Origin of the sequence: Actinoplanes sp. G11-F43, from assembly GCF_050589265.1 — a bacterium.
Classification (GTDB): domain Bacteria; phylum Actinomycetota; class Actinomycetes; order Mycobacteriales; family Micromonosporaceae; genus Actinoplanes.
The window spans coordinates 343528-362236 of the sequence record NZ_JBNZCE010000003.1; the positions used below are offsets into that span (position 1 = coordinate 343528).

An 18709-nucleotide genomic window follows, 5' to 3' on the forward strand; every position below is an offset into this window, starting at 1 on the left:
GGCATGGGTGGTCTCGGCGGATTCCTGATCCGGGACGCGACCGCGGCGGACCGGGGTGCGGTGCTGGACTTCTGGCCGCACCCGGACCGGTTCGACAGACGGCTGGCCTCGTCGGCGGCGGGTGACGAGGCCCTGCTGGTGGCCGAGTCCGGGTCCGGGGCCGGACTCGGGTGCGGGTCCGGGTCCGGGGCCCGGTCTGAGTCATGGTCCGGGTCCGCGGTCGGGACCGAGTGCGCGGTCAGGGCCGGGTCCGCGGTCGGGGCCGAGTGCGCGGTCGGGGCCGGATGCGCGGTGGCGGGTGTGGCCAGCCTCCGGTGGAGCGGCGGCTGTGATGATCCGAATCGGCCATTGTTGTACGCCCTGGAGGTCCGGCCGGAACTGCGGGGCCGGGGTGCCGGGACCGCGCTGATCCGATCGTGCGCGGGGCGGGCCGCCGGGCGGGGGTTCGCCGAGATCACTCTGGAGGTCGAGGTGGGCAATGCCGGGGCGATCCGCCTCTACCGGCGGCTCGGATTCGTCACGGTCGGCCCGCACCGGCACATCTGGCATGCCGGCAAGGTCACCGGCGGCACCGATGTCCTGATCATGCGAGGCCGTTCCGGGCAAATCGCCGCGGGCTGAGGAATGCGGTGAGGAGCGCGGCGGGAGCGGGGATCGGGCGAAGAGCGGGAAGTAGGTAAGGAGTGCGGCGGGGAACGGGGAGTGGGTGAGGAGTGCCGTGAGGAGCTGGGGTGGGTGAGAAGTGCCGTGAGGAGCTGGGGTGGGTGAGAGGTGCAGTGAGGAGCTGGAAGCGGGTGATGAGCTGAGAGTGCGGTGGGGAGCGGGCACCCTGGGGAGCGAAGAATGGGGTGAAGATCGAACAAAGGGTGAAAAGGTACGAAACTACGGAAGGGTAAAGCGGATGGTGAGGGAGGTCAGCCCCGGCTGACGGCGGCGTCGACGGTCGTCTCGTAGCGGCCCAGGAACACCGGGTCGCGGGCGGTCAGGACGTCGGCGGCGGCCTTGACCGCGGCACCGTACTCACGGACCTCACCGCGCAGCCACAGATCCTTGAAGGAGCGCACCGTGGAGTCCCCGACACCGCTGGCCTCGATGCCCTGCTCGCGGCAGAGGGTGACGGCCCGGGGCAGGTGGAAGTCCTGGGTGACGACGATCGCCTGGCGTACGCCGAAGATCTTGTTGGCTCGCACGCACGTGTCGTAGGTGTCGAATCCGGCGTGGTCGAGGGCCACCCGATCGGCCGGGACCCCGTTGGCGACCAGCCAGTTCCGCATCGCGCCGGGCTCGTCGTAGGTCCATCGGCCGTGATCTCCGGAGACCAGGATCGCCTTCACCTTGCCGGCTGCCAGCAGCTGCCGGGCGATCTCCAGCCGGGCGGCCAGGAACGCCGACGGCTGACCGTTGGGGTCGACCTGCGCGCCGAGGACGATGGCGACGGGCGCGGACGGCACCGTGGCGGCGTCGTAGATGTGACCGTCGGCCGACGATCGGACCCACTGGGAGCAGCCGACGGCGACGCCGACCGCGACGGCCGCGCCGAGCGCGCTCACGGTGAGCAGGCGCCGGACGGTGAACAGGGACCGGAGGCGGGTGAGTACGGGACGCTGCGGCACCGGTCCGAGGATGGCAGATCCGGTCAATGGCAGCATGACGGCCATGATCGAGAGTGCTGATTCGTTGATCCGCTGGGCGGCGCGCGCGCCCGGCGCGCGGCGCTGGGACCGGCCGGGCGCCACGGTGGTGGCCTGTGCGGGCCTGGCGCACTGGGATCGGCTGGTGATGAACGGTGAGCCGGACGCGGTGGCGGTTCTGCTGCGGGCGGTGCTGGCCGAGACGGGTGAGTCGTTCCGGCCGTTCGGGACCGAGGAGCTGGTGACCGAGGTGGTGGCGCGGGTGCCGGAGCTGGAGATGAGTGCCCGGTTCGCCTGGATGGAGACGACGCGCCGGACCAGCCGGCCGATGCTCGGGCAGTGGCTGGCGGAGGCGGACGGGGCCGAGATCACCGCGTTGATCACCGAGGCGTACCCGGAGTCGTACGCCTGGCCGGGTGACCCGGCCGTACGGCGCTGGGCGGGTGTCCGGGGTGCCGGTGGTGAGCTGTTGACGGTGGCGGCGGAGGCCTGGTCGACGCCGGAGATCGGGTTTCTGTCCGGGGTGGCGACCCGGCCGTCGGCGCGTGGTCGTGGGCTGGGCGCGGCGATCTGCGCCTTCACCACGAACGAGCTGCTGGACGGCCGGGACCGGGTGGCTCTGCTGGTCGACTACCGGAACACGGCGGCGATGGCCACGTACACCGGATTGGGGTACGCCGTGCGACGGGTGGCCGCCGCACGGCGCCGGTGAGGGCTCAGGAGATCCGGAATTTGGCGGAGAGCAGTGCCGACGGCCGCGAGTTGGGCCCGACGAGCAGTTCGAAGTCGCCGGGTTCGACGATCCGGCTGCCGGACGCGTCGACCAGGGTGCAGTCCGCGGCGTCGACCTCGACCGGCACGGTCACGCTCTCGCCGGGCGGCACGGTCACCTGCCGGTACGCCTTCAGCTCCCGGTTCGCCCAGGTCACGCTGGTGACCAGGTCGCTGACGTAGACCTGCACGGTCTCCAGGGCGGGGCGGGTGCCGGTGTTGGTGAGCCGGACCGTCGCTCGTACCACCCCGTCGGCGGCCACCTCGGGTTCTTCGACGCTGAGCCCGTCGTACGCGATCGTGGTGTAGCTGAGTCCTTCTCCGAAGGCGAACAGCGGGTCCTGGGTGAGGTCGGCGTACCGGGCGCCGTGCTGGCCGCGCACCTGGTTGTAGAAGATCGGCTGTTGTCCGGCGTGCCGGGCCGCCGAGATCGGCATCCGGCCGCTCGGCTCGATCAGGCCGTACAGCAGTTCGGCGATCGCCTGCCCGCCGCGCATGCCGGGGTTGAACGCCTGCACCACGGCGGCGGCGTTCAGCGCCGAGTCGGGCAGCGCGTGCGGTTTGCCGTCGACCAGCACGACGATCATCGGGGTGCCGGTGGCGGCGACCGCGTCGAGCAGCGCGATCTGCCCGCCCTGTAGTTCCAGGGTGGCGGTGGACTTGCCCTCGCCGGTGAGGTTGACGGTGTCGCCGACGACGACGATCGCGTAGTCGGCGGCGGCCGCGGTGGCCACGGCGGCGGCGAGCCGGTCCGGGTCGGCCGGGATGGCCTGGGAGATCGGCGGGCGGGGCTGGCCGTCCGGGAAGGTGGTGCCCTCCGGGTCGGGGACGAGGTGTTCGATCTCGACGGCCGGGTCGAAGTCGATGGTCCAGCCGTCCGGCCGCAGCGCGCGCATGCCGTCCAGGACGGTGGAGGTGAGCGAGCGGGGGTGGCCTTCGGGCATCCAGTCGACCTGGCCGGAGTCGCCGGCCCAGTCGCCGAGCTGGGCGGACACGTCGTCGGCATTGGGGCCGAGCAGGGCGATCCGCTTGGCTGTGCCGACCAGCGGCAGGGTGCCGTCGTTGCGCAGCAGGACCAGGGAGCGGCGGGCCACCTCCAGGTTCAGCGCGGTGTGGTCGGGGTGCCCGATGACCGCCTTCTGCCGCTCGGCGTCGGGGGTACGCGGGTTCTCGAAGAGGCCGAGTTCGAATTTCAGGCGCAGGATCCGGCGTACCGCGGCGTCGATCTCGTCCTCGCCGAGGACGCCGCGCCGGACCGCCTCCTGGGCCCCCTCGAAGAACGCCGGGGTCGTCATGATCAGGTCGTTGCCGGCTTTGACGGCGACCGCCGCCGCCTCGGCGTGGTCGGCGCAGACCTTCTGCTCCCAGACCATCCGGCCGACGTTGTCCCAGTCGGTCACCAGGGTCCCGGTGAAACCCCATTCACCCTTGAGTACGTCGTTCAGCAGCCATCTGTTGGCGGTGATCGGCACACCGTCCATCGACTGGTAGCCGAGCATGAAGACCCGGCAGCCGACCTCGGCGGCCCGCTGGAACGGCGGCAGGAACCAGGAGCGCAGCTTGCGGCGGCTGATGTCGGCCTCGCTGGCGTCCCGGCCGCCCTGGGTCTCGGAGTAGCCGGCGAAGTGTTTGGCGGTGGCCAGGATCGCGGTCGGGTCGGTGAGCCCGTCGCCCTGGTAGCCGCGGATCATCGCGGCGCCGAGTTCGGAGATCAGGTACGGGTCCTCGCCGAACGTCTCGTCGACCCGTCCCCAGCGCAGGTCCCGGGTGATGCAGAGCACCGGGGAGAAGGTCCAGTGCACACCGGTCGCGGAGGCCTCGATCGCGGTGACCCGGCCGACTCGCTCGACCAGCGCGGGGTCCCAGGTGGCGGCCATCGCGAGCTGGGTGGGGAAGACGGTGGCGCCGGGCCAGAAGCCGTGGCCGTGGATGCAGTCCTCGGCGGTGATCAGCGGGATCTTCAGCCGGGTCCGGGCGACCAGTCCGGCGGCCTCGGCCAGCTTCTCCGGGGAGGTGTGCAGGATCGATCCGGCGAGCTTGTCGAGGACGATCTCGCCGAGGTCGAGCCGGGCGTCGAGCTGGAGCATCTGACCGACCTTCTCGGGCAGTGTCATCCGGCCCAGCAGGTCCTCCACACGCTCCTGAACTCCCAGCGTGGAGTCCTGATATGGCAAGGGCATGCGTTTACTCCCGTGAGGTCTGCCGAAGACGAACGGTTCGGAGTCTTCCAGTCCGGAACCGGTTCCGGCACCCCGCTGCGGTTCCGGAACTTCATCGTGGGTACGAGGCGAATTCGCCGGGTTGCGAGTAAGGTCCCCAGAGGGTCCCACTCACCGGAGTCTATATATCACGCTGTGTAGTCAAAAGGGGGAGCATGGGTTCGGCTGACCGGGTCCTGCGCAGGACCGCCGACGCGATCGAGCACATACGGGGCATCTGCTTCAAGACCGGGCCACCCCGGCAGCTGGGTGCCGAACTGGAATGGACCACACATCGAGCCGCCGAACCGTCGGCATATCTGACGGCCGGCGATCTGGCCGCAGCACTCGGGGCGTACACCCCGGTGACTCTCGGCAACCCGCATCCGGAGACGCTGCCCGGAGGCGGCACGGTGACCGTCGAGCCGGGCGGTCAGATCGAGATCTCCTCGGCACCCGCCGGATCACTGACCGAGCTGCACGCCGCGGTCACCGCCGACCGGACGTTCCTCACCGAGTTGCTCCGACGCTCGGGTCTCATCCTGGGGGAGCGGGCCCTCGACCCGCACCGGCGCCCCCGCCGCATCCTCGACACCCCGCGGTACGCGGCGATGGAACGCGCCTTCGACACCGCCGGGCACACCATGATGGGCAGCACCGCCGGCTTCCAGATCTGCCTGGACGCCGGTGAGGAGCACCGGATCCCGGGCCGCTGGGCCGCCCTGCACGAGATCGGGCCGCCGATGCTGGCCCTCTTCGCCAACTCGCCGCGCGACGGCTGGGCCTCCGCCCGGATGGCCGCGTGGTACGGCATCACCACCCACCGCACCGACCCCGCCCCGCGCACCGCCGACCCGGCCCTGAGCTGGGCGGAGTACGCGCTGGACGCACCCCTGCTCTGCATCCGCCGGCCGGCCGGGAGCTGGGACGCGCCACCGGGGACGACCTTCCGGCAGTGGATCGCCGAGGGCACGCCCACCGTGGACGACCTCGACTACCACCTGGGCACGCTGTTCCCGCCGGTCCGCCCGCGCGGCTACCTGGAGGTCCGCTACCTGGACACCCAGCCGGCCGGCGAATGGATCGCCCCGGCCGCGGTGATCGCCACCCTGCTCGCCGACGACACCCTCACCGGCCGGGCCCGCGACCTGTCCGCCGCCGCGGCGGACCGCTGGCACCAGGCCGCCCGGCTCGGCCTGGCCGACCGCCCGGTGCGGGAAGCCGCCACCGCGCTGGCCGACCTGGCCTGCCGCGAACTGCACCGGACCGGGCTGCCGGCCCCGCTCCGGGACACCGTCACCACGATCGTCACCCGCCGCCTGCGCGCGGCCTCCGGACGAGGATTGGGGATCCCCGCATGACCACCCAGGACCTACGGCTCACCATCGCCGCCGAGCTGGAGCGCACCCGGGCCCGGACCACACTGCTCACCGAGACGGTCGACGACGACGATCTGACCCGGCAGCACTCGCCGCTGATGTCCCCGCTGGTCTGGGACCTGGCACACGTCGGCAACCAGGAGGAACTCTGGCTGGTCCGGGACGTGGGCGGCCGGGACCCGGTGCGGCACGACATCGACGAGCTGTACGACGCGTTCAAACACGCCCGCCGGGACCGCCCGGCACTGCCGCTGCTCGACCCGGCCGAGGCCCGCGCCTACCTGGGCCAGGTGCGGGACAAGGTGTTCGACGTGCTGGACCGGGTCCGGTTCGACCCGTCGGTGCGACTGACCGACGGCGGATTCGCGTTCGGCATGATCGTCCAGCACGAGCAGCAGCACGACGAGACCATGCTCGCCACCCACCAGCTCCGGATCGGCGCGCCGGTGCTCACCGCCCCACCGCCGCCGCCGGCCCGGATGATCCCGGCCGGGGAGATCCACATCAAGGGCGGACCCTTCACCATGGGTACGGACACCGAGCCCTGGGCCCTGGACAACGAACGTCCCGCGCATCCCGTGGACGTGCCGGCGTACTGGATCGACGCCGCCCCGGTCACCAACGGTGACTATCTGGCGTTCATGGACGCCGGGGGCTACGACGACCAGCGCTGGTGGAGCGAACGCGGCTGGGCACACCGGCAGTCGGCCGGCCTGGAGGCGCCGTTGCACTGGCTGCGCGATCACGAGGGCTGGCACCACCGCCGGTTCGGCCGGGTGGAGCCGGTCAACCCCGCCGAACCGGTGGTGCACGTCTGCTACTTCGAGGCCGAGGCGTACGCCGCGTGGGCCGGGAAACGCCTGCCCACCGAGGCCGAATGGGAGAAGGCGGCCCGCTGGGACCCGGACACCGGCCGCTCCCGCCGCTACCCCTGGGGTGACGATCCGCCCGGCCCTCAGCACGCCAACCTCGGCCAGCGGCACCTCTCCCCGGCACCCGTCGGGGCGTACCCCGAAGGCGCCTCACCGGCCGGCGTGCACCAGCTGATGGGCGACGTGTGGGAATGGGTGTCGTCCGGTTTCGAGCCCTACCCCGGATTCAGCGCGTTCCCGTACCGGGAGTACTCCGAGGTCTTCTTCGGCGGCGACTACCGGATCCTGCGGGGCGGCTCGTTCGGCACCGACCCGGCCGCCGTCCGGGGCACCTTCCGCAACTGGGACCACCCGATCCGGCGGCAGATCTTCAGCGGCTTCCGCTGCGCGCGGGACGCCGGCTGATGTGCCGTCACCTCGGGTACCTCGGCCCACCCGTACCGCTGGGCAGGCTGCTTTTTGATCCTCCGCACGCGCTGGCCACCCAGGCCTGGGCACCCCGCGACATGCGCGGCGGCGGCACGATCAACGCGGACGGCTTCGGCGCCGGGTGGTGGCCACCCGGCGCCGCCGCACCGGTCCGGCACCGCAGTGCCATGCCGATCTGGACCGACACCACCCTGCCCACCCTGGCCGCCGTCACCTCGTCCCGCGCGGTCCTGGCCGCGGTCCGCTCCGCGACCGTCGGCATGCCGGTCGTCGAATCGGCGGCGGCACCGTTCACCGACGGCCGGTGGCTGTTCAGCCACAACGGCGTGATCCGAGGCTGGCCGTCGGCGGTCGCCGCGATGGCACGAGACCTCCCGGTCGAGGATCTCCTGACCCTGGACGCGCCGACCGACTCGGCGTTTCTCTGGGCCTGCGTACGCGCCCGCCTGCGCTCCGGTGAGCCACCGTCCAAAGCGGTGGCCGCCGTCGTCGGCGAAGTGGTCGCGGTGGCCCCCGGATCCCGGCTCAACCTGCTGCTCAACGACGGCCACCAGATGATCGCGACCACCCTCGGCCACGCGCTGTCGATCCGCCCCGGCCGCGGCTCCACCCTGATCAGCTCCGAACCCCTCGACGCCGGTACGGCCTGGCAGTCCGTCCCCGACGGGCAACTCGTCGTGGCCACCGCCGCCGAGGTGGAGATCACCCCACTCTTCTCCGCTCAGCGATAGGGGAACACGTGCTCGACGTCTATCTCGATGAGGATCACGCGGCCCGGGAACTGCGCGCCGACGTGCGTGCCGGGCTCACCGCCGACCCGCGGTGGACCCCACCCAAGTGGTTCTACGACGCCCGGGGCAGCGAACTGTTCGAGGAGATCACCCGGCTGCCGGAGTACTACCCGACCCGTACCGAATCCGCGATCCTCGCCGAACGGGCCGGTGCGGTGGCCCGGCTCACCGAGGCCAAAACCCTGATCGAACTAGGCTCCGGCTCGTCCGAGAAGACCCGGCTGCTGCTGGACGCGCTCGTCGGGCACGGCACCCTCGGCGCGTTCGTGCCGCTCGACGTCTCCGCGTCCGCCCTGCGCGCGGCGGTCACCGCCCTCACCGGCGCCTATCCCGGGCTCAGCGTCCGGGGCGTGGTCGGCGACATGACCGAACACCTGCGGCACCTGCCGGACGGCGACAACCGCCTGATCGCCTTTCTCGGCGGCACCATCGGCAACCTCATCCCCGCCGAACGCACCGTCTTCCTCTCCAGCCTCCGGTCCGTGCTGCACGAAGGGGAATGGCTGCTGCTCGGCGCCGACCTGGTCAAAGACCCGGCGGTGCTGGTGCCGGCCTACGACGACGCGGCCGGCGTCACCGCCGCCTTCAACCGCAACGTGCTGTACGTGATCAACCGCGAGCTGGGCGCCGACTTCGATCCCCTGGCGTTCCAGCACGTCGCCCGCTGGAACCCGGACCACGAATGGATCGAGATGCGCCTGCGATCCATTCGGGACCAGCGGGTCGGCATCCCCGCCCTCGACCTGGACCTCGCCTTCGCCGCCGGGGAGGAACTGCGCACCGAGATCTCCGCCAAGTTCCGCCGGGACGGCCTGACCGGGGAACTGGACGCCGCCGGATTCGCCGTCCGGCAGTGGTGGACCGATCCGCGGGGATGGTTCTCGGTGACACTCGCCCAAGCCCGCTGACGGGACCCGTTTCGCGTATCGGTTTCGCGTATCGGTTTCGCATTCGCCCGGCGCGTGCGGAGGCGAAGGTTGAGCCCTCGTGCTTTTCTTGCGGGTACGACTTTCGCCCCACACACGTGGGGAGGGCACACCGGCCCGCTCCACGGGATGTCCGACCCGTGGCGGCGGTCCGGTGAGCTCGTTGCGCCACTGTGTTCGACGTGGGGGTGCCACATGGACTCGGACCGAACGACCCCGGCCGATCCGGTGCCGACCCCACACCGCCCGGTCTCATCCGAACCCCACGTCCGGCTGATCGACGCGGTGCTGCGCAGCTCACGCGCGGGCGCATCCTGGTCGGCGCAGGGCGGGCCGCGACCCCAGCTGCCCCGGGACTGGGCTGAACTGTGGAACGCCGCGGTCCGCCGGCAGATGGACCTCGCCGAACAGCCGGAGACCGAAGCCCGCCGGGCCGTCCAGGACATCCTCGACCAGATCACCCGGCTGGACCGGGAGGCGGACTGGTTCCGCACCGACCCGATGCTCCGCGACCGCGCGGTATCCGAGACGCTCCTGCACTGGACCGGCCTCGGCCCGGACGTGCCCAGCCGTCTCGCCCAGGCGGCCTGGCACCGGCAGCGGGGCCTGAGGCCGGTCGACTACGACCGGATCCAGGCGATCGCGGCGGCCCAGGACGACTGGCTAGCGGCCTGGAACACCTGGTCGACCACCCGCTGACCACCCGTTCCCCGGCCTCCGGGCGTCCGGCCCTCCTGGTGCCTGGTGCCTGGTGCCTGGTGCCTGGGTGCCTGATGCTTGGTGTGCTGTGTGCTGTGTGTTGTGTGTTGTGTGTTGTGTGCGGTGTGTTGTGTGCGGTGTGTTGTGTGCGGTGTGCGGTGTGCGGTGTGCGGTGTGCGGTGTGCGGTGCCCGGTCCCGCTTCGCAAGACCGAACGTTCTTTCTAGCCGCATCGAGCCGGGTCGGTCATGAGGGTCGACTCCGTGCCGGTCCAGCCTTCCCTGATTTCCGGTTCGCCCTCATCAATTCCCCACGCGGGCGCTGGGGTTTTCCGCAAATCTCGGCCGATTAGCCCCGTTTTGATCCCCTGGCTCGGCCGACTGGCCCCGTTTTGAACCTCTGGCTCGGCCGACTGGCGCCGTTTTGAACCTCTAGCTCGGCCGTCGGCCAACTCGCGGTCATTTCTCCGCGCGGGTGTCCGCTTCCTGCCCCGCCCGGGGCCGATCTTGGCGGATCTACCACCGTTGAGCCTTCTTCTCGGCTGCTGGCCCGCTGCGGTCAATCCTCGCGCGAATGTCCGCCATCCAGCTCCGCCCTGGCCGATCTTGGTGGATTTACCACCTTTTCCGGTGGTAAATCCACCAAGATCTCTGCTGGACGGGTTGCCCGCGCGAGGGATTGACCGCGAGTGATCAGGCGGCCGAGAGTAGGGCTCGAAAGGTGGTAAATCCTCCAAGATCGGGCCATAGTGGGGCCGGAAAACGGGTATTCGCGCGGGGGGAATCGACCGCAGGCGGGCCGGGAGTCGAAACCAGGCTCCTTTAGGTGGTGGACCCCTCGGGGGCCTGCGGGTTGGTGGTCGCCGTGCGCCGGAAAGACCGCGAGCGGGCGAGGGTCGAGGCGAAGGCTCGGTAACGAACGTTCTTTCTGGCGTTCGAGGTCTCCGGTTCGGCGCAGACCCGGGACTCCGCCCGGCGGCCGCGTTTCGGTCCGGGCCACCGGCCGGCCTCGCGCGGTCGACGCGGGAGGCTACGTAAACCCCGTATCTCCGATGTGGGAAACCGCGACGTGCCGCCGGGCCGTTCGAGTGACGCTCAGCATGCGGGACGCGGTGTTTCCCGGTTGCCGCCGCCAATGCGAGTTGATACGGTTGTCTGCATATTCATACGACGAAGGGTGGGGAGGTCATGGGCATCCGGGTCGCGGTAGCGGGAGCCAGTGGTTACGCGGGCGGTGAGCTGCTGCGCCTGGTCGCCGGACATCCCGAGTTCGACCTGGTGGCCGCGACCGCGCACAGTCAGGCCGGTTCCGCGGTCAGTGCGGTGCACCCCCAGCTGGCCGGTCTCGACCTGACGCTGGGCAGCACCGATGCGGCCACCCTGAGTGACGCCGACCTGGTGTTCCTCGCGCTGCCGCACGGTCAGTCGGCGGCGGTGGCGGCCCAGCTCGCGCCGGGCGTGCGGATCGTCGACCTGGGCGCTGACTTCCGGCTGGCGAGTGCCGAGCAGTGGACCAGGTATTACGGCGGCGGTCATGCCGGCACCTGGACCTACGGCCTGCCCGAGCTGCCCGGCGCACGGGAGGCGATCGCCGCGTCCGAGCGGGTGGCCAACACCGGGTGTTACGCCGCGACGATCACCCTGGCCCTGGCGCCACTGATCGCCGCTGGTGTCGCCGACCCGGAGGATGTCGTGGTGGTGGCCAGTTCCGGCACCTCGGGCGCCGGGCGCAACGCCAAGGTCAACCTGCTGGCCAGTGAGATCATGGGCGACCTCTCGCCCTACAAGGTGGGCGCCCACCAGCACGTCGCCGAGATCAAGCAGGCGACCGGGGCGGCCTCGCTGTCGATGACTCCGATCCTGGCGCCGATGCCCCGCGGCATCCTGGCGACGGTGACGGCCCGCCGGCTCAACGGTGGTGACCCGCGTGAGGCGCTGCAGGCGGCCTATGCGACCGACCCGTTCGTGCACGTGCTGCCGGAGGGCGCGTGGCCGCACACCGCCGCCACCGCCGGTTCCAACTCCTGCCACCTCCAGGCCACCGTCGACATCGACTCGGGCCGGATCATCGTGGTGAGCGCGCTCGACAACCTCGGCAAGGGCGCCGCCGGCCAGGCGGTGCAGAACGCCAACATCATGTTCGGCCTGCCCGAGACCACGGGCCTCAGCGTGTTCGGAGTGGCACCGTGACCGTCACCCATCCCAAGGGCTTCCGGGCCTCCGGCGTCGCCGCCGGTCTCAAGGCCAGTGGCAACGCCGATGTCGCGCTGGTCGTCAACGACGGCCCGGACTACACCGCGGCCGCCGTCTTCACCGGCAACCGGGTCAAGGCCGCGCCGGTGCTGTGGAGCCAGCAGGTTCTCAAGGGCGGCATCGTCCGGGCCGTGGTGCTCAACTCGGGCGGGGCCAACGCGTGCACCGGCTCGCAGGGTTTCCGCGACACCCACGCCACCGCCGAGCACACCGCCGCGGTGCTGCGCGGCGGCGCCAACCGGATGATGATCGGCCCCGGTGACGTGGCGGTCTGCTCCACCGGCCTGATCGGCGAGCTGCTCCCGATGGACAAGCTGCTCCCGGGGGTGAACGCGGCGGCCAAGGCGCTCGCAGCCGACGGTGGCCCGCGTGCCGCCGAGGCGATCATGACCACCGACACGGTGGCGAAGAACGCGGTGGCCCAGCGGGACGGCTGGTCGGTCGGCGGCATCGCCAAGGGCGCCGGCATGCTCGCTCCGGCCCTGGCCACCATGCTGGTCGTGATCACCACCGACGCGTCCGCCGACAACGAGGTGCTGGACGCCGCGCTGCGGGCCGCGACCCGGGTCACCTTCGACCGGATCGACGCCGACGGCTGCATGTCCACCAACGACACGGTGATCCTGCTGGCCAGTGGCGCCTCCGACCGGCAGCCCACCCTGGAGGAGCTGACCGCCGCGGTCACCGAGGTCTGTCACGACCTGGCCCAGCAGCTGATCGCCGACGCGGAGGGCGCCACCAAGCACATCGCGATCGAGGTGCAGGGTGCGGCCAGCGAGGCCGACGCGGTGCAGGTGGGCCGCACGGTGGCCGGCAACAACCTGGTGAAGACGGCGTTCTTCGGCAACGACCCGAACTGGGGCCGGATCCTCGCCGCGGTCGGCACCACCAGCGCGGTCTTCGAGCCGGACCGCATCGACGTGGCGATCAACGGGGTCTGGATCTGCAAGGGCGGCGCCGCCGCCGAGGACCGCAGCAAGGTCGACCTGTCCGGCCGCGACGTGACCGTCACGATCAACCTGCGGGAGGGCGAGATGGGCGCGACCATCTGGACCACCGACCTGTCCCACGCCTACGTGCACGAGAACTCGGCGTACTCCTCGTGAAGGCGCAGAAGAAGGCCGAGATCCTGATCGAGGCTCTGCCCTGGCTGGAGCGGTTCCACGGCAGTACCGTCGTGATCAAGTATGGCGGCAACGCCATGATCGACCCCTCGCTGCAGGAGGCGTTCGCCGCCGACATGGTCTTCCTGCGCCTGGTCGGCATCAAGCCGGTGGTGGTGCACGGCGGCGGACCGCAGATCAACCGGATGCTGAAACGGGTCGGCATCGAGTCGGAGTTCCGCGGCGGCCTGCGGGTCACCACGCCGGAGACGATGGAGATCGTCCGGATGGTGCTCACCGGCCAGGTCGGGCGGGAGCTGGTCGGCCTGATCAACCAGCACGGGCCGCACGCGGTGGGCCTCTCCGGTGAGGACGCCCGCCTGTTCACCGCGGTTCGCCGGGGCGCGATGATCGACGGCGAGGAGGTCGACATCGGCCAGGTCGGCGACGTCGACCAGGTGGACACGTCGGCCGTCGACGACCTGATCGCGGCCGGCCGGATCCCGGTGATCGCCACCGTCGCGCCGGACGCCGAGGGTGTGCTGCACAACGTGAACGCCGACACCGCAGCCTCCGCTCTGGCGGTCGCGCTCGGCGCCCGCAAGCTGGTGGTCCTCACCGATGTGCCGGGCCTCTACACGAACTGGCCGGACACCTCCTCGCTGACCAGCGAGATCGACGCGGACGCGCTGGAGAAGCTGCTGCCCTCGCTGGAGTCCGGGATGGTTCCCAAGATGGAGGCCTGCCTGCGCGCGGTGCGCGGTGGAGTTCCGGCCGCGCACGTCGTCGATGGCCGGGTCGCCCACTCGACCCTGCTCGAAGTCTTCACGGAAGAAGGATTCGGAACCATGGTGGTCCCCTCATGAGCAGCCTCGCCGAGCGCTGGCAGCAGTCGATGATGAACAACTACGGCCCGCCCACCCTCGGCCTGGTCAAGGGCGAGGGCGCGGTGCTGACCGCGGAGGACGGCACCGAGTTCGTCGACTTCCTCGGCGGCATCGCCGTCAACGCCCTCGGGCACGCCCACCCGGCCGTGGTCGCCGCCGTCACGAGCCAGATCCAGCAGCTCGGGCACGTCTCCAACCTCTACATCTCCGAGCCCCCGGTGGCGCTGGCCGATCTTCTGCTCGCGCTGGCCGGGCGTTCCGGGCGGGTGCTGTTCTGCAACTCGGGCGCCGAGGCCAACGAGGCCGCCTTCAAGATCTCCCGGCTGACCGGCCGCACCCACGCCGTCGCCACCCATGGCGGCTTCCACGGCCGGACCATGGGCGCGCTCGCGCTCACCGGCCAGCCGTCGAAACGGGAGCCGTTCCTGCCGCTGCCCGGCGACGTCACGCACGTCGACTTCGGTGACGTGGCGGCGCTCGACGCGGCGGTCACCACCGACACCGCGATGGTCATCATCGAGCCGATCCAGGGAGAGAACGGCGTCGTCGTCCCGCCGGCCGGCTATCTGGCCGCCGCCCGGGAGATCTGCACCCGCAACGGGGCTCTGCTCGTGCTGGACGAGGTGCAGACCGGCATCGGGCGGACCGGGCACTGGTTTCACCACCAGAGCGAGGGCGTCGAGCCGGATGTCGTCACCCTGGCCAAGGGCCTCGGCGGCGGCCTGCCGCTGGGCGCCTGCCTCGCCTTCGGGCCGGCCGCCGACCTGCTCACCCCGGGTTCGCACGGCACCACCTTCGGCGGCAACCCGGTCTCGTGCGCCGCCGGTCTCGCGGTGATCCGCACGATCGCCGGTGAGGGCCTGCTGGACCATGTGAAGCGGACCGGTGAGCAGATCCGGCGCGGCATCGAGGCACTCGGCCACCCGAAGATCAGTCACGTGCGCGGCGCCGGCCTGCTGCTCGGCATCGTCCTCACCGAGCCGGTCGCCGGCGAGATCGGCGCGAAACTGCTGGCCGCCGGGTTCCTCGTCAACGTCCCGCAGCCGGACGTGATCCGGCTCGCCCCGCCCTTGATCATCTCCTCCGATCAGGCGGATGCCCTGATCGCTGCCCTGGACGGTACCCGGTGACCACCCGCCACTTCCTCCGCGACGACGACCTCACGCCGCAGGAACAGTCCGAAGTCCTCGACCTGGCCGCCGAGATGAAGGCGAACCGGTTCGGCTACACCCCGCTCGCCGGCCCGCGCAGCGTCGCCGTCTTCTTCGACAAGGCCAGCCTGCGCACCCGGCTCTCGTTCGAGGCCGGCATCGCCGAGCTGGGCGGCCAGCCGATCATCGTGGACACCCAGAACACACACTTCGGCCGGGGTGAGACGCTCGCCGACGCCGGCCGGGTGGTGGCCCGCTACGTCGCGGCCATGGTCTTCCGCACCCACGGTGACGAGCGGCTGGCCGAGCTGGCCTCCGGCGTCACCGTTCCGGTGGTCAACGCGCTCAGCGACGGATACCACCCGTGCCAGCTGCTCGCCGATCTGCTCACGGTTCGTGAGCGTTTCGGTTCGACCAACGGACGCAAACTGGCGTACGTGGGGGACGCGGCCAACAACATGGCCCACTCGTACCTGATCGCCGGTGCGATGGCGGGCATGCACGTGCGGGTCGCCGGCCCGTCCGGTTTCGACCCGGCGCCGGCCGTGGTCAGCCGGGCCGGGGAGATCGCCGCGTGGACCGGTGGCTCGGTCGAGGTGCTGCGCGACCCGCGCGAGGCGGTCGACGGCGCGCACGTGATCGCCACCGACACCTGGACGTCGATGGGCCAGGAGGACGACGGCAAGGACCGGCTCACCCCGTTCTGGCCGTACCAGGTGAACAAGGACCTCCTCGCCGCCGCCGACCCGGAGGCGATCGTGCTGCACTGCCTGCCGGCACACCGCAACGAGGAGATCACCGACGAGGTGATCGACGGCCCGCAGTCCGCCGTCTTCGACCAGGCCGAGAACCGCCTGCACGCCCAGAAGGCGCTGCTCACCTGGCTTCTGGCGGTAAACGCGAAATGAGTGCCCCGCAGACGCGTGCGGCGCGGCACGCGCGGTTGGTCGACCTGATCCGCGGTCAGCGGATCAAGTCGCAGACCGAGCTGACCGTGCTCCTCTCCCACGAGGGTGTGCAGGTCACCCAGGCCACCCTCTCGCGTGACCTGGAGGAGCTGAACGCCGTGAAGGTCAGCGGCGTCTACTACATTCCGGAGGACGGGCACCGGCCGCTGCGGGAGAGCGTCGAACACGGCCCGGCCCGGCTGATCCGGCTGCTGCGCGAGCTGCTCACCGGGGTCGACCACAGCGGCAACATCGCGGTGCTGCGCACCCCGCCGGGGGCGGCCCAGTTCCTGGCCAGCGCTCTGGACCGGGCCGGGCTGGCCGACGTGGTCGGCACCATCGCCGGCGACGACACCATCTTCGTGGTGGCCCGCGGCGATGGGCCGATGTCCGGTGCGGAACTGGCCGTGAAACTCAGCGTGTGGAGCACGTCGGATTCCGAGGAGAACCGTTCATGACGTTCACACCAGTGGTCGAGGCCCGCTTCCCGGACTTCGCCGATCACACCGACAGCCTGGTCGGGCACGGTGTGGAGTTCTTCCTGGCCTCCAACGAGACGCTGCGACCGCACCTCAACGAGACGCCGTACGGGCACAAGCTCAGCTGGCTCGACTTCACCGAGACCGCCGAGAAGGACTGGTCGATCCGGGACTTCCTGAACTTCTTCAACGTGATCAACGGCATCGCGTTCGGTGACCGGGGCATCCCGATGCCGCAGTGGGTGATGGTCGACCTGATCCTGATGCCGGCCGCGGCCCTGATCGCCGGCCTGCCGCAGGAGGAGTTCGCGGCGATGGTGGAGCGGTCCACGTTCCGCTTCGACACCGACGTGAAGCAGCTGCTGCGCAAGGTGCAGCAGGACATGAAGGACAGCGGCTACCGCGGCCCGGTCCCGGTCGGCGGCTACTGCGCCGCCCCCAGCGCCGAACCGGGCCGCTGGGTGGGCTGGTCGCTGTGGTCGCTGATGCCGGCCGTCGGTCTCGGCAAGGCGGCCAAGGCGCTCGCCCTGTCCGCCTACCGTGCGCAGAAACTGGACGGCGTCACCCAGTACGACAACAGCGCCCTCAAGGTGCACACCGAGTTCGGCGCACTGAAGATCCTGGTCGCGACCGTTCCGTTCCACACCTCGCCGGGCTCGTTCGTCTACCAGAGCGACCTGCGGCTCCCGGCCGGGGGAGAGGTGCCCGAGCCGACCTTCCTGCTCGATCCGTTCGACTACGGCCGCCAGCGGGCGATGCAGAAGGACATCGAAGCCGGACGCTGCGAGTTCTATGTCCTGCCGCCCGGCCACATCCGCCACGACGGCAAGACGTACGTGCCGATTCTCGAAAAGGAACTTCCCCGATGACCAAGCGCAAGATCGTTCTCGCTTTCTCCGGTGGACTGGACACCTCGTACGCCCTCGTGGACTTCCGCGAGAAGGGCTGGGACGTGGTGACCGCCAACGTCGACACCGGCGGCCTGCACAGCGGTGAGGCCGAGGTCGTCAAGGCGCGGGCCGAGGAGTTGGGCGCCGTCGAGCACCATGTGGTCGACGCCCGCGCGGAGCTGTACGACCGGGTCATCACCTATGCGATCAAGGCCAACTACCTGCGCAACGGCGCCTACCCGTCGTGTGTCGGCGCGGAACGGCTGATCCAGGCCGAGAAAGTGGTGCAGGTCGCCCTGGAGGTCGGTGCGGACGCGGTGGCACACGGCTCGACCGGTGCCGGGGCGGACCACGTCCGCTACGACGCGGTGATCCGGGCTCTCGCCCCACACCTGGAGATCGTCACGCCGATCCGGGACGAACGGCTCACCCGGGAGGGCGAGACCGAGTTCCTGCGGTCCCGGGGCTACGAGGTCAGTGAGAAGGTCAAGCTCTACTCCATCAACGAGGGTCTCATCGGTACGTCGATCGGTGGCGAGGAGACGTACGGCTCCTGGGAGTACCTGCCGGAGTCGGCCTGGACCTACACCAAGTCGATCGACGAGGCCCCCGACAAGGGCGTCGAACTACTGATCAGCTTCGAGGCGGGCGAGGTGACGTCGGCGGTCACGGTGGCCGGCGACGCGCTGCCCACCGACCACAACTACTCGATCCTGTCGGCACTCAACACCCTCGGCGGCGAGCACGGCATCGGCCGGGGCATCCACATGGGCTCCACCATGGTCGGCAACCTGGCCCGGGTCGGGTTCGAGGCCCCCGGCATGCTGATCCTGCTGGCCGCCCACCGCGAGCTGGAGAAACTGGTCCTGTCGAACCGGCAGCAGGCGACCAAGGCGACGCTCGGCAACACGTACGGCGACCTGCTGCACGAAGCCGTCTACTTCGACCCGATCATGGACGACTTCCGGGCCTTCCTGGACTCCAGCCAGCGCCGCGTCACCGGCACCGTGCGGGTCCTGCTGCACAAGGGCAACATCGTGCTCCTGGGCAGCAAGAGCCCCTACTCCCTGCTGGACGCCGCCACCCGCTCGGGTGTCGTCTACGGCCACGGCTCCTCCCTGTGGACCGGCGAGCAGGCGAGGGCGTTCGCCCACATGTACTCGGTCCCCGGCGCCATCGCCCGAGCCGCCGCCACCCCCGCCGAGTAGCCACCCCCGGCAAACCGTTCCAGGCGCACCGCAACCCACCACGCAACGGCCACTCGACCAACGGCCGACCACCCAGGGTCGCGGTGCGCCGGGCACC

General features: G+C 70.8%; 17 protein-coding genes. 15 read left to right on the plus strand and 2 right to left on the minus strand.

From position 1 onward, the window contains the following. The first annotated feature begins 3 nt into the window (after positions 1-3). Positions 4-621 (plus strand): GNAT family N-acetyltransferase, encoded by a 618-nt coding sequence (locus ACQ0O7_RS03470; protein ID WP_430780260.1) that lies wholly within the window; start codon positions 4-6, stop codon positions 619-621. Positions 622-914: 293 nt separating this feature from the next. Here ACQ0O7_RS03470 and ACQ0O7_RS03475 read toward each other — a convergent pair whose 3' ends face one another. After that, positions 915-1649, minus strand: a complete 735-nt coding sequence (locus ACQ0O7_RS03475; RefSeq protein ID WP_430780261.1) for a SanA/YdcF family protein — start codon at positions 1647-1649, stop codon at positions 915-917. Positions 1650-1656: 7 nt separating this feature from the next. Here ACQ0O7_RS03475 and ACQ0O7_RS03480 point away from each other — a divergent pair, with 7 nt between their 5' ends. After that, positions 1657-2343 (plus strand): GNAT family N-acetyltransferase, encoded by a 687-nt coding sequence (locus ACQ0O7_RS03480; protein ID WP_430780262.1) that lies wholly within the window; start codon positions 1657-1659, stop codon positions 2341-2343. Between the two features lie 4 nt (positions 2344-2347). Here the strand turns inward: ACQ0O7_RS03480 and ACQ0O7_RS03485 are convergent, their stop codons facing one another. Beyond that, positions 2348-4582, minus strand: coding sequence for a glycoside hydrolase family 3 N-terminal domain-containing protein (locus ACQ0O7_RS03485; protein WP_430780263.1), 2235 nt, complete (start codon positions 4580-4582; stop codon positions 2348-2350). A gap of 194 nt (positions 4583-4776) precedes the next feature. Here ACQ0O7_RS03485 and ACQ0O7_RS03490 point away from each other — a divergent pair, with 194 nt between their 5' ends. The 13 genes from ACQ0O7_RS03490 (at position 4777) to argG (ending at position 18612) form a co-directional block, all read left to right on the plus strand. Next, entirely contained in the window at positions 4777-5961 is a 1185-nt protein-coding gene (locus ACQ0O7_RS03490; protein ID WP_430780264.1) for a glutamate-cysteine ligase family protein, read from the plus strand. After that, on the plus strand, positions 5958-7256 hold the full coding sequence (gene egtB, locus ACQ0O7_RS03495; RefSeq protein ID WP_430780265.1) for an ergothioneine biosynthesis protein EgtB: 1299 nt from the start codon (positions 5958-5960) through the stop codon (positions 7254-7256). The genes ACQ0O7_RS03490 and egtB overlap by 4 nt, the downstream gene beginning before the upstream one ends. Next, the gene (gene egtC, locus ACQ0O7_RS03500) at positions 7256-8011 is read left to right on the plus strand and encodes an ergothioneine biosynthesis protein EgtC (RefSeq protein WP_430780266.1); all 756 of its coding nucleotides are present in this window, start codon (positions 7256-7258) and stop codon (positions 8009-8011) included. The genes egtB and egtC overlap by 1 nt, the downstream gene beginning before the upstream one ends. Beyond that, the gene (egtD, locus tag ACQ0O7_RS03505; protein ID WP_430780336.1) at positions 8008-8979 is read left to right on the plus strand and encodes an L-histidine N(alpha)-methyltransferase; all 972 of its coding nucleotides are present in this window, start codon (positions 8008-8010) and stop codon (positions 8977-8979) included. Before egtC ends, egtD begins: the two co-directional genes overlap by 4 nt. A 213-nt stretch (positions 8980-9192) precedes the next feature. After that, positions 9193-9696, plus strand: coding sequence for a hypothetical protein (locus ACQ0O7_RS03510; RefSeq protein WP_430780267.1), 504 nt, complete (start codon positions 9193-9195; stop codon positions 9694-9696). Between the two features lie 1186 nt (positions 9697-10882). Then, positions 10883-11884: an N-acetyl-gamma-glutamyl-phosphate reductase gene (argC, locus tag ACQ0O7_RS03515; RefSeq protein ID WP_430780268.1), complete on the plus strand. Its 1002-nt coding sequence runs from the start codon at positions 10883-10885 to the stop codon at positions 11882-11884. After that, entirely contained in the window at positions 11881-13053 is a 1173-nt protein-coding gene (argJ, locus tag ACQ0O7_RS03520) for a bifunctional glutamate N-acetyltransferase/amino-acid acetyltransferase ArgJ (protein ID WP_430780269.1), read from the plus strand. The genes argC and argJ overlap by 4 nt, the downstream gene beginning before the upstream one ends. Then, on the plus strand, positions 13050-13916 hold the full coding sequence (argB, locus tag ACQ0O7_RS03525) for an acetylglutamate kinase (RefSeq protein WP_430780270.1): 867 nt from the start codon (positions 13050-13052) through the stop codon (positions 13914-13916). Before argJ ends, argB begins: the two co-directional genes overlap by 4 nt. Then, entirely contained in the window at positions 13913-15067 is a 1155-nt protein-coding gene (locus tag ACQ0O7_RS03530; RefSeq protein WP_430780271.1) for an acetylornithine transaminase, read from the plus strand. The genes argB and ACQ0O7_RS03530 overlap by 4 nt, the downstream gene beginning before the upstream one ends. After that, the gene (gene argF / locus ACQ0O7_RS03535; protein WP_430780272.1) at positions 15064-15996 is read left to right on the plus strand and encodes an ornithine carbamoyltransferase; all 933 of its coding nucleotides are present in this window, start codon (positions 15064-15066) and stop codon (positions 15994-15996) included. The genes ACQ0O7_RS03530 and argF overlap by 4 nt, the downstream gene beginning before the upstream one ends. Continuing rightward, positions 15993-16493 (plus strand): arginine repressor, encoded by a 501-nt coding sequence (locus ACQ0O7_RS03540; protein WP_430780273.1) that lies wholly within the window; start codon positions 15993-15995, stop codon positions 16491-16493. The genes argF and ACQ0O7_RS03540 overlap by 4 nt, the downstream gene beginning before the upstream one ends. Next, positions 16490-17383: a hypothetical protein gene (locus ACQ0O7_RS03545; RefSeq protein ID WP_430780274.1), complete on the plus strand. Its 894-nt coding sequence runs from the start codon at positions 16490-16492 to the stop codon at positions 17381-17383. Before ACQ0O7_RS03540 ends, ACQ0O7_RS03545 begins: the two co-directional genes overlap by 4 nt. Further along, positions 17380-18612, plus strand: a complete 1233-nt coding sequence (argG, locus tag ACQ0O7_RS03550) for an argininosuccinate synthase (RefSeq protein WP_430780275.1) — start codon at positions 17380-17382, stop codon at positions 18610-18612. The genes ACQ0O7_RS03545 and argG overlap by 4 nt, the downstream gene beginning before the upstream one ends. Positions 18613-18709 lie beyond the last annotated feature (97 nt).

What these genes read in the sequence shown, in the direction of transcription:
- ACQ0O7_RS03540 (WP_430780273.1), top strand. Translation starts at nt 15,993, where the DNA reads ATGAGTGCCCCGCAGACGCGTGCGGCGCGGCACGCGCGGTTGGTCGAC.
- argC (WP_430780268.1), top strand. Translation starts at nt 10,883, where the DNA reads ATGGGCATCCGGGTCGCGGTAGCGGGAGCCAGTGGTTACGCGGGCGGT.
- egtB (WP_430780265.1), top strand. Translation starts at nt 5,958, where the DNA reads ATGACCACCCAGGACCTACGGCTCACCATCGCCGCCGAGCTGGAGCGC.
- ACQ0O7_RS03510 (WP_430780267.1), top strand. Translation starts at nt 9,193, where the DNA reads ATGGACTCGGACCGAACGACCCCGGCCGATCCGGTGCCGACCCCACAC.
- egtC (WP_430780266.1), top strand. Translation starts at nt 7,256, where the DNA reads ATGTGCCGTCACCTCGGGTACCTCGGCCCACCCGTACCGCTGGGCAGG.
- ACQ0O7_RS03485 (WP_430780263.1), bottom strand. Translation starts at nt 4,582, where the DNA reads ATGCCCTTGCCATATCAGGACTCCACGCTGGGAGTTCAGGAGCGTGTG.
- ACQ0O7_RS03530 (WP_430780271.1), top strand. Translation starts at nt 13,913, where the DNA reads ATGAGCAGCCTCGCCGAGCGCTGGCAGCAGTCGATGATGAACAACTAC.
- ACQ0O7_RS03475 (WP_430780261.1), bottom strand. Translation starts at nt 1,649, where the DNA reads ATGCTGCCATTGACCGGATCTGCCATCCTCGGACCGGTGCCGCAGCGT.
- ACQ0O7_RS03545 (WP_430780274.1), top strand. Translation starts at nt 16,490, where the DNA reads ATGACGTTCACACCAGTGGTCGAGGCCCGCTTCCCGGACTTCGCCGAT.
- argG (WP_430780275.1), top strand. Translation starts at nt 17,380, where the DNA reads ATGACCAAGCGCAAGATCGTTCTCGCTTTCTCCGGTGGACTGGACACC.
- ACQ0O7_RS03470 (WP_430780260.1), top strand. Translation starts at nt 4, where the DNA reads ATGGGTGGTCTCGGCGGATTCCTGATCCGGGACGCGACCGCGGCGGAC.
- ACQ0O7_RS03480 (WP_430780262.1), top strand. Translation starts at nt 1,657, where the DNA reads ATGATCGAGAGTGCTGATTCGTTGATCCGCTGGGCGGCGCGCGCGCCC.
- ACQ0O7_RS03490 (WP_430780264.1), top strand. Translation starts at nt 4,777, where the DNA reads ATGGGTTCGGCTGACCGGGTCCTGCGCAGGACCGCCGACGCGATCGAG.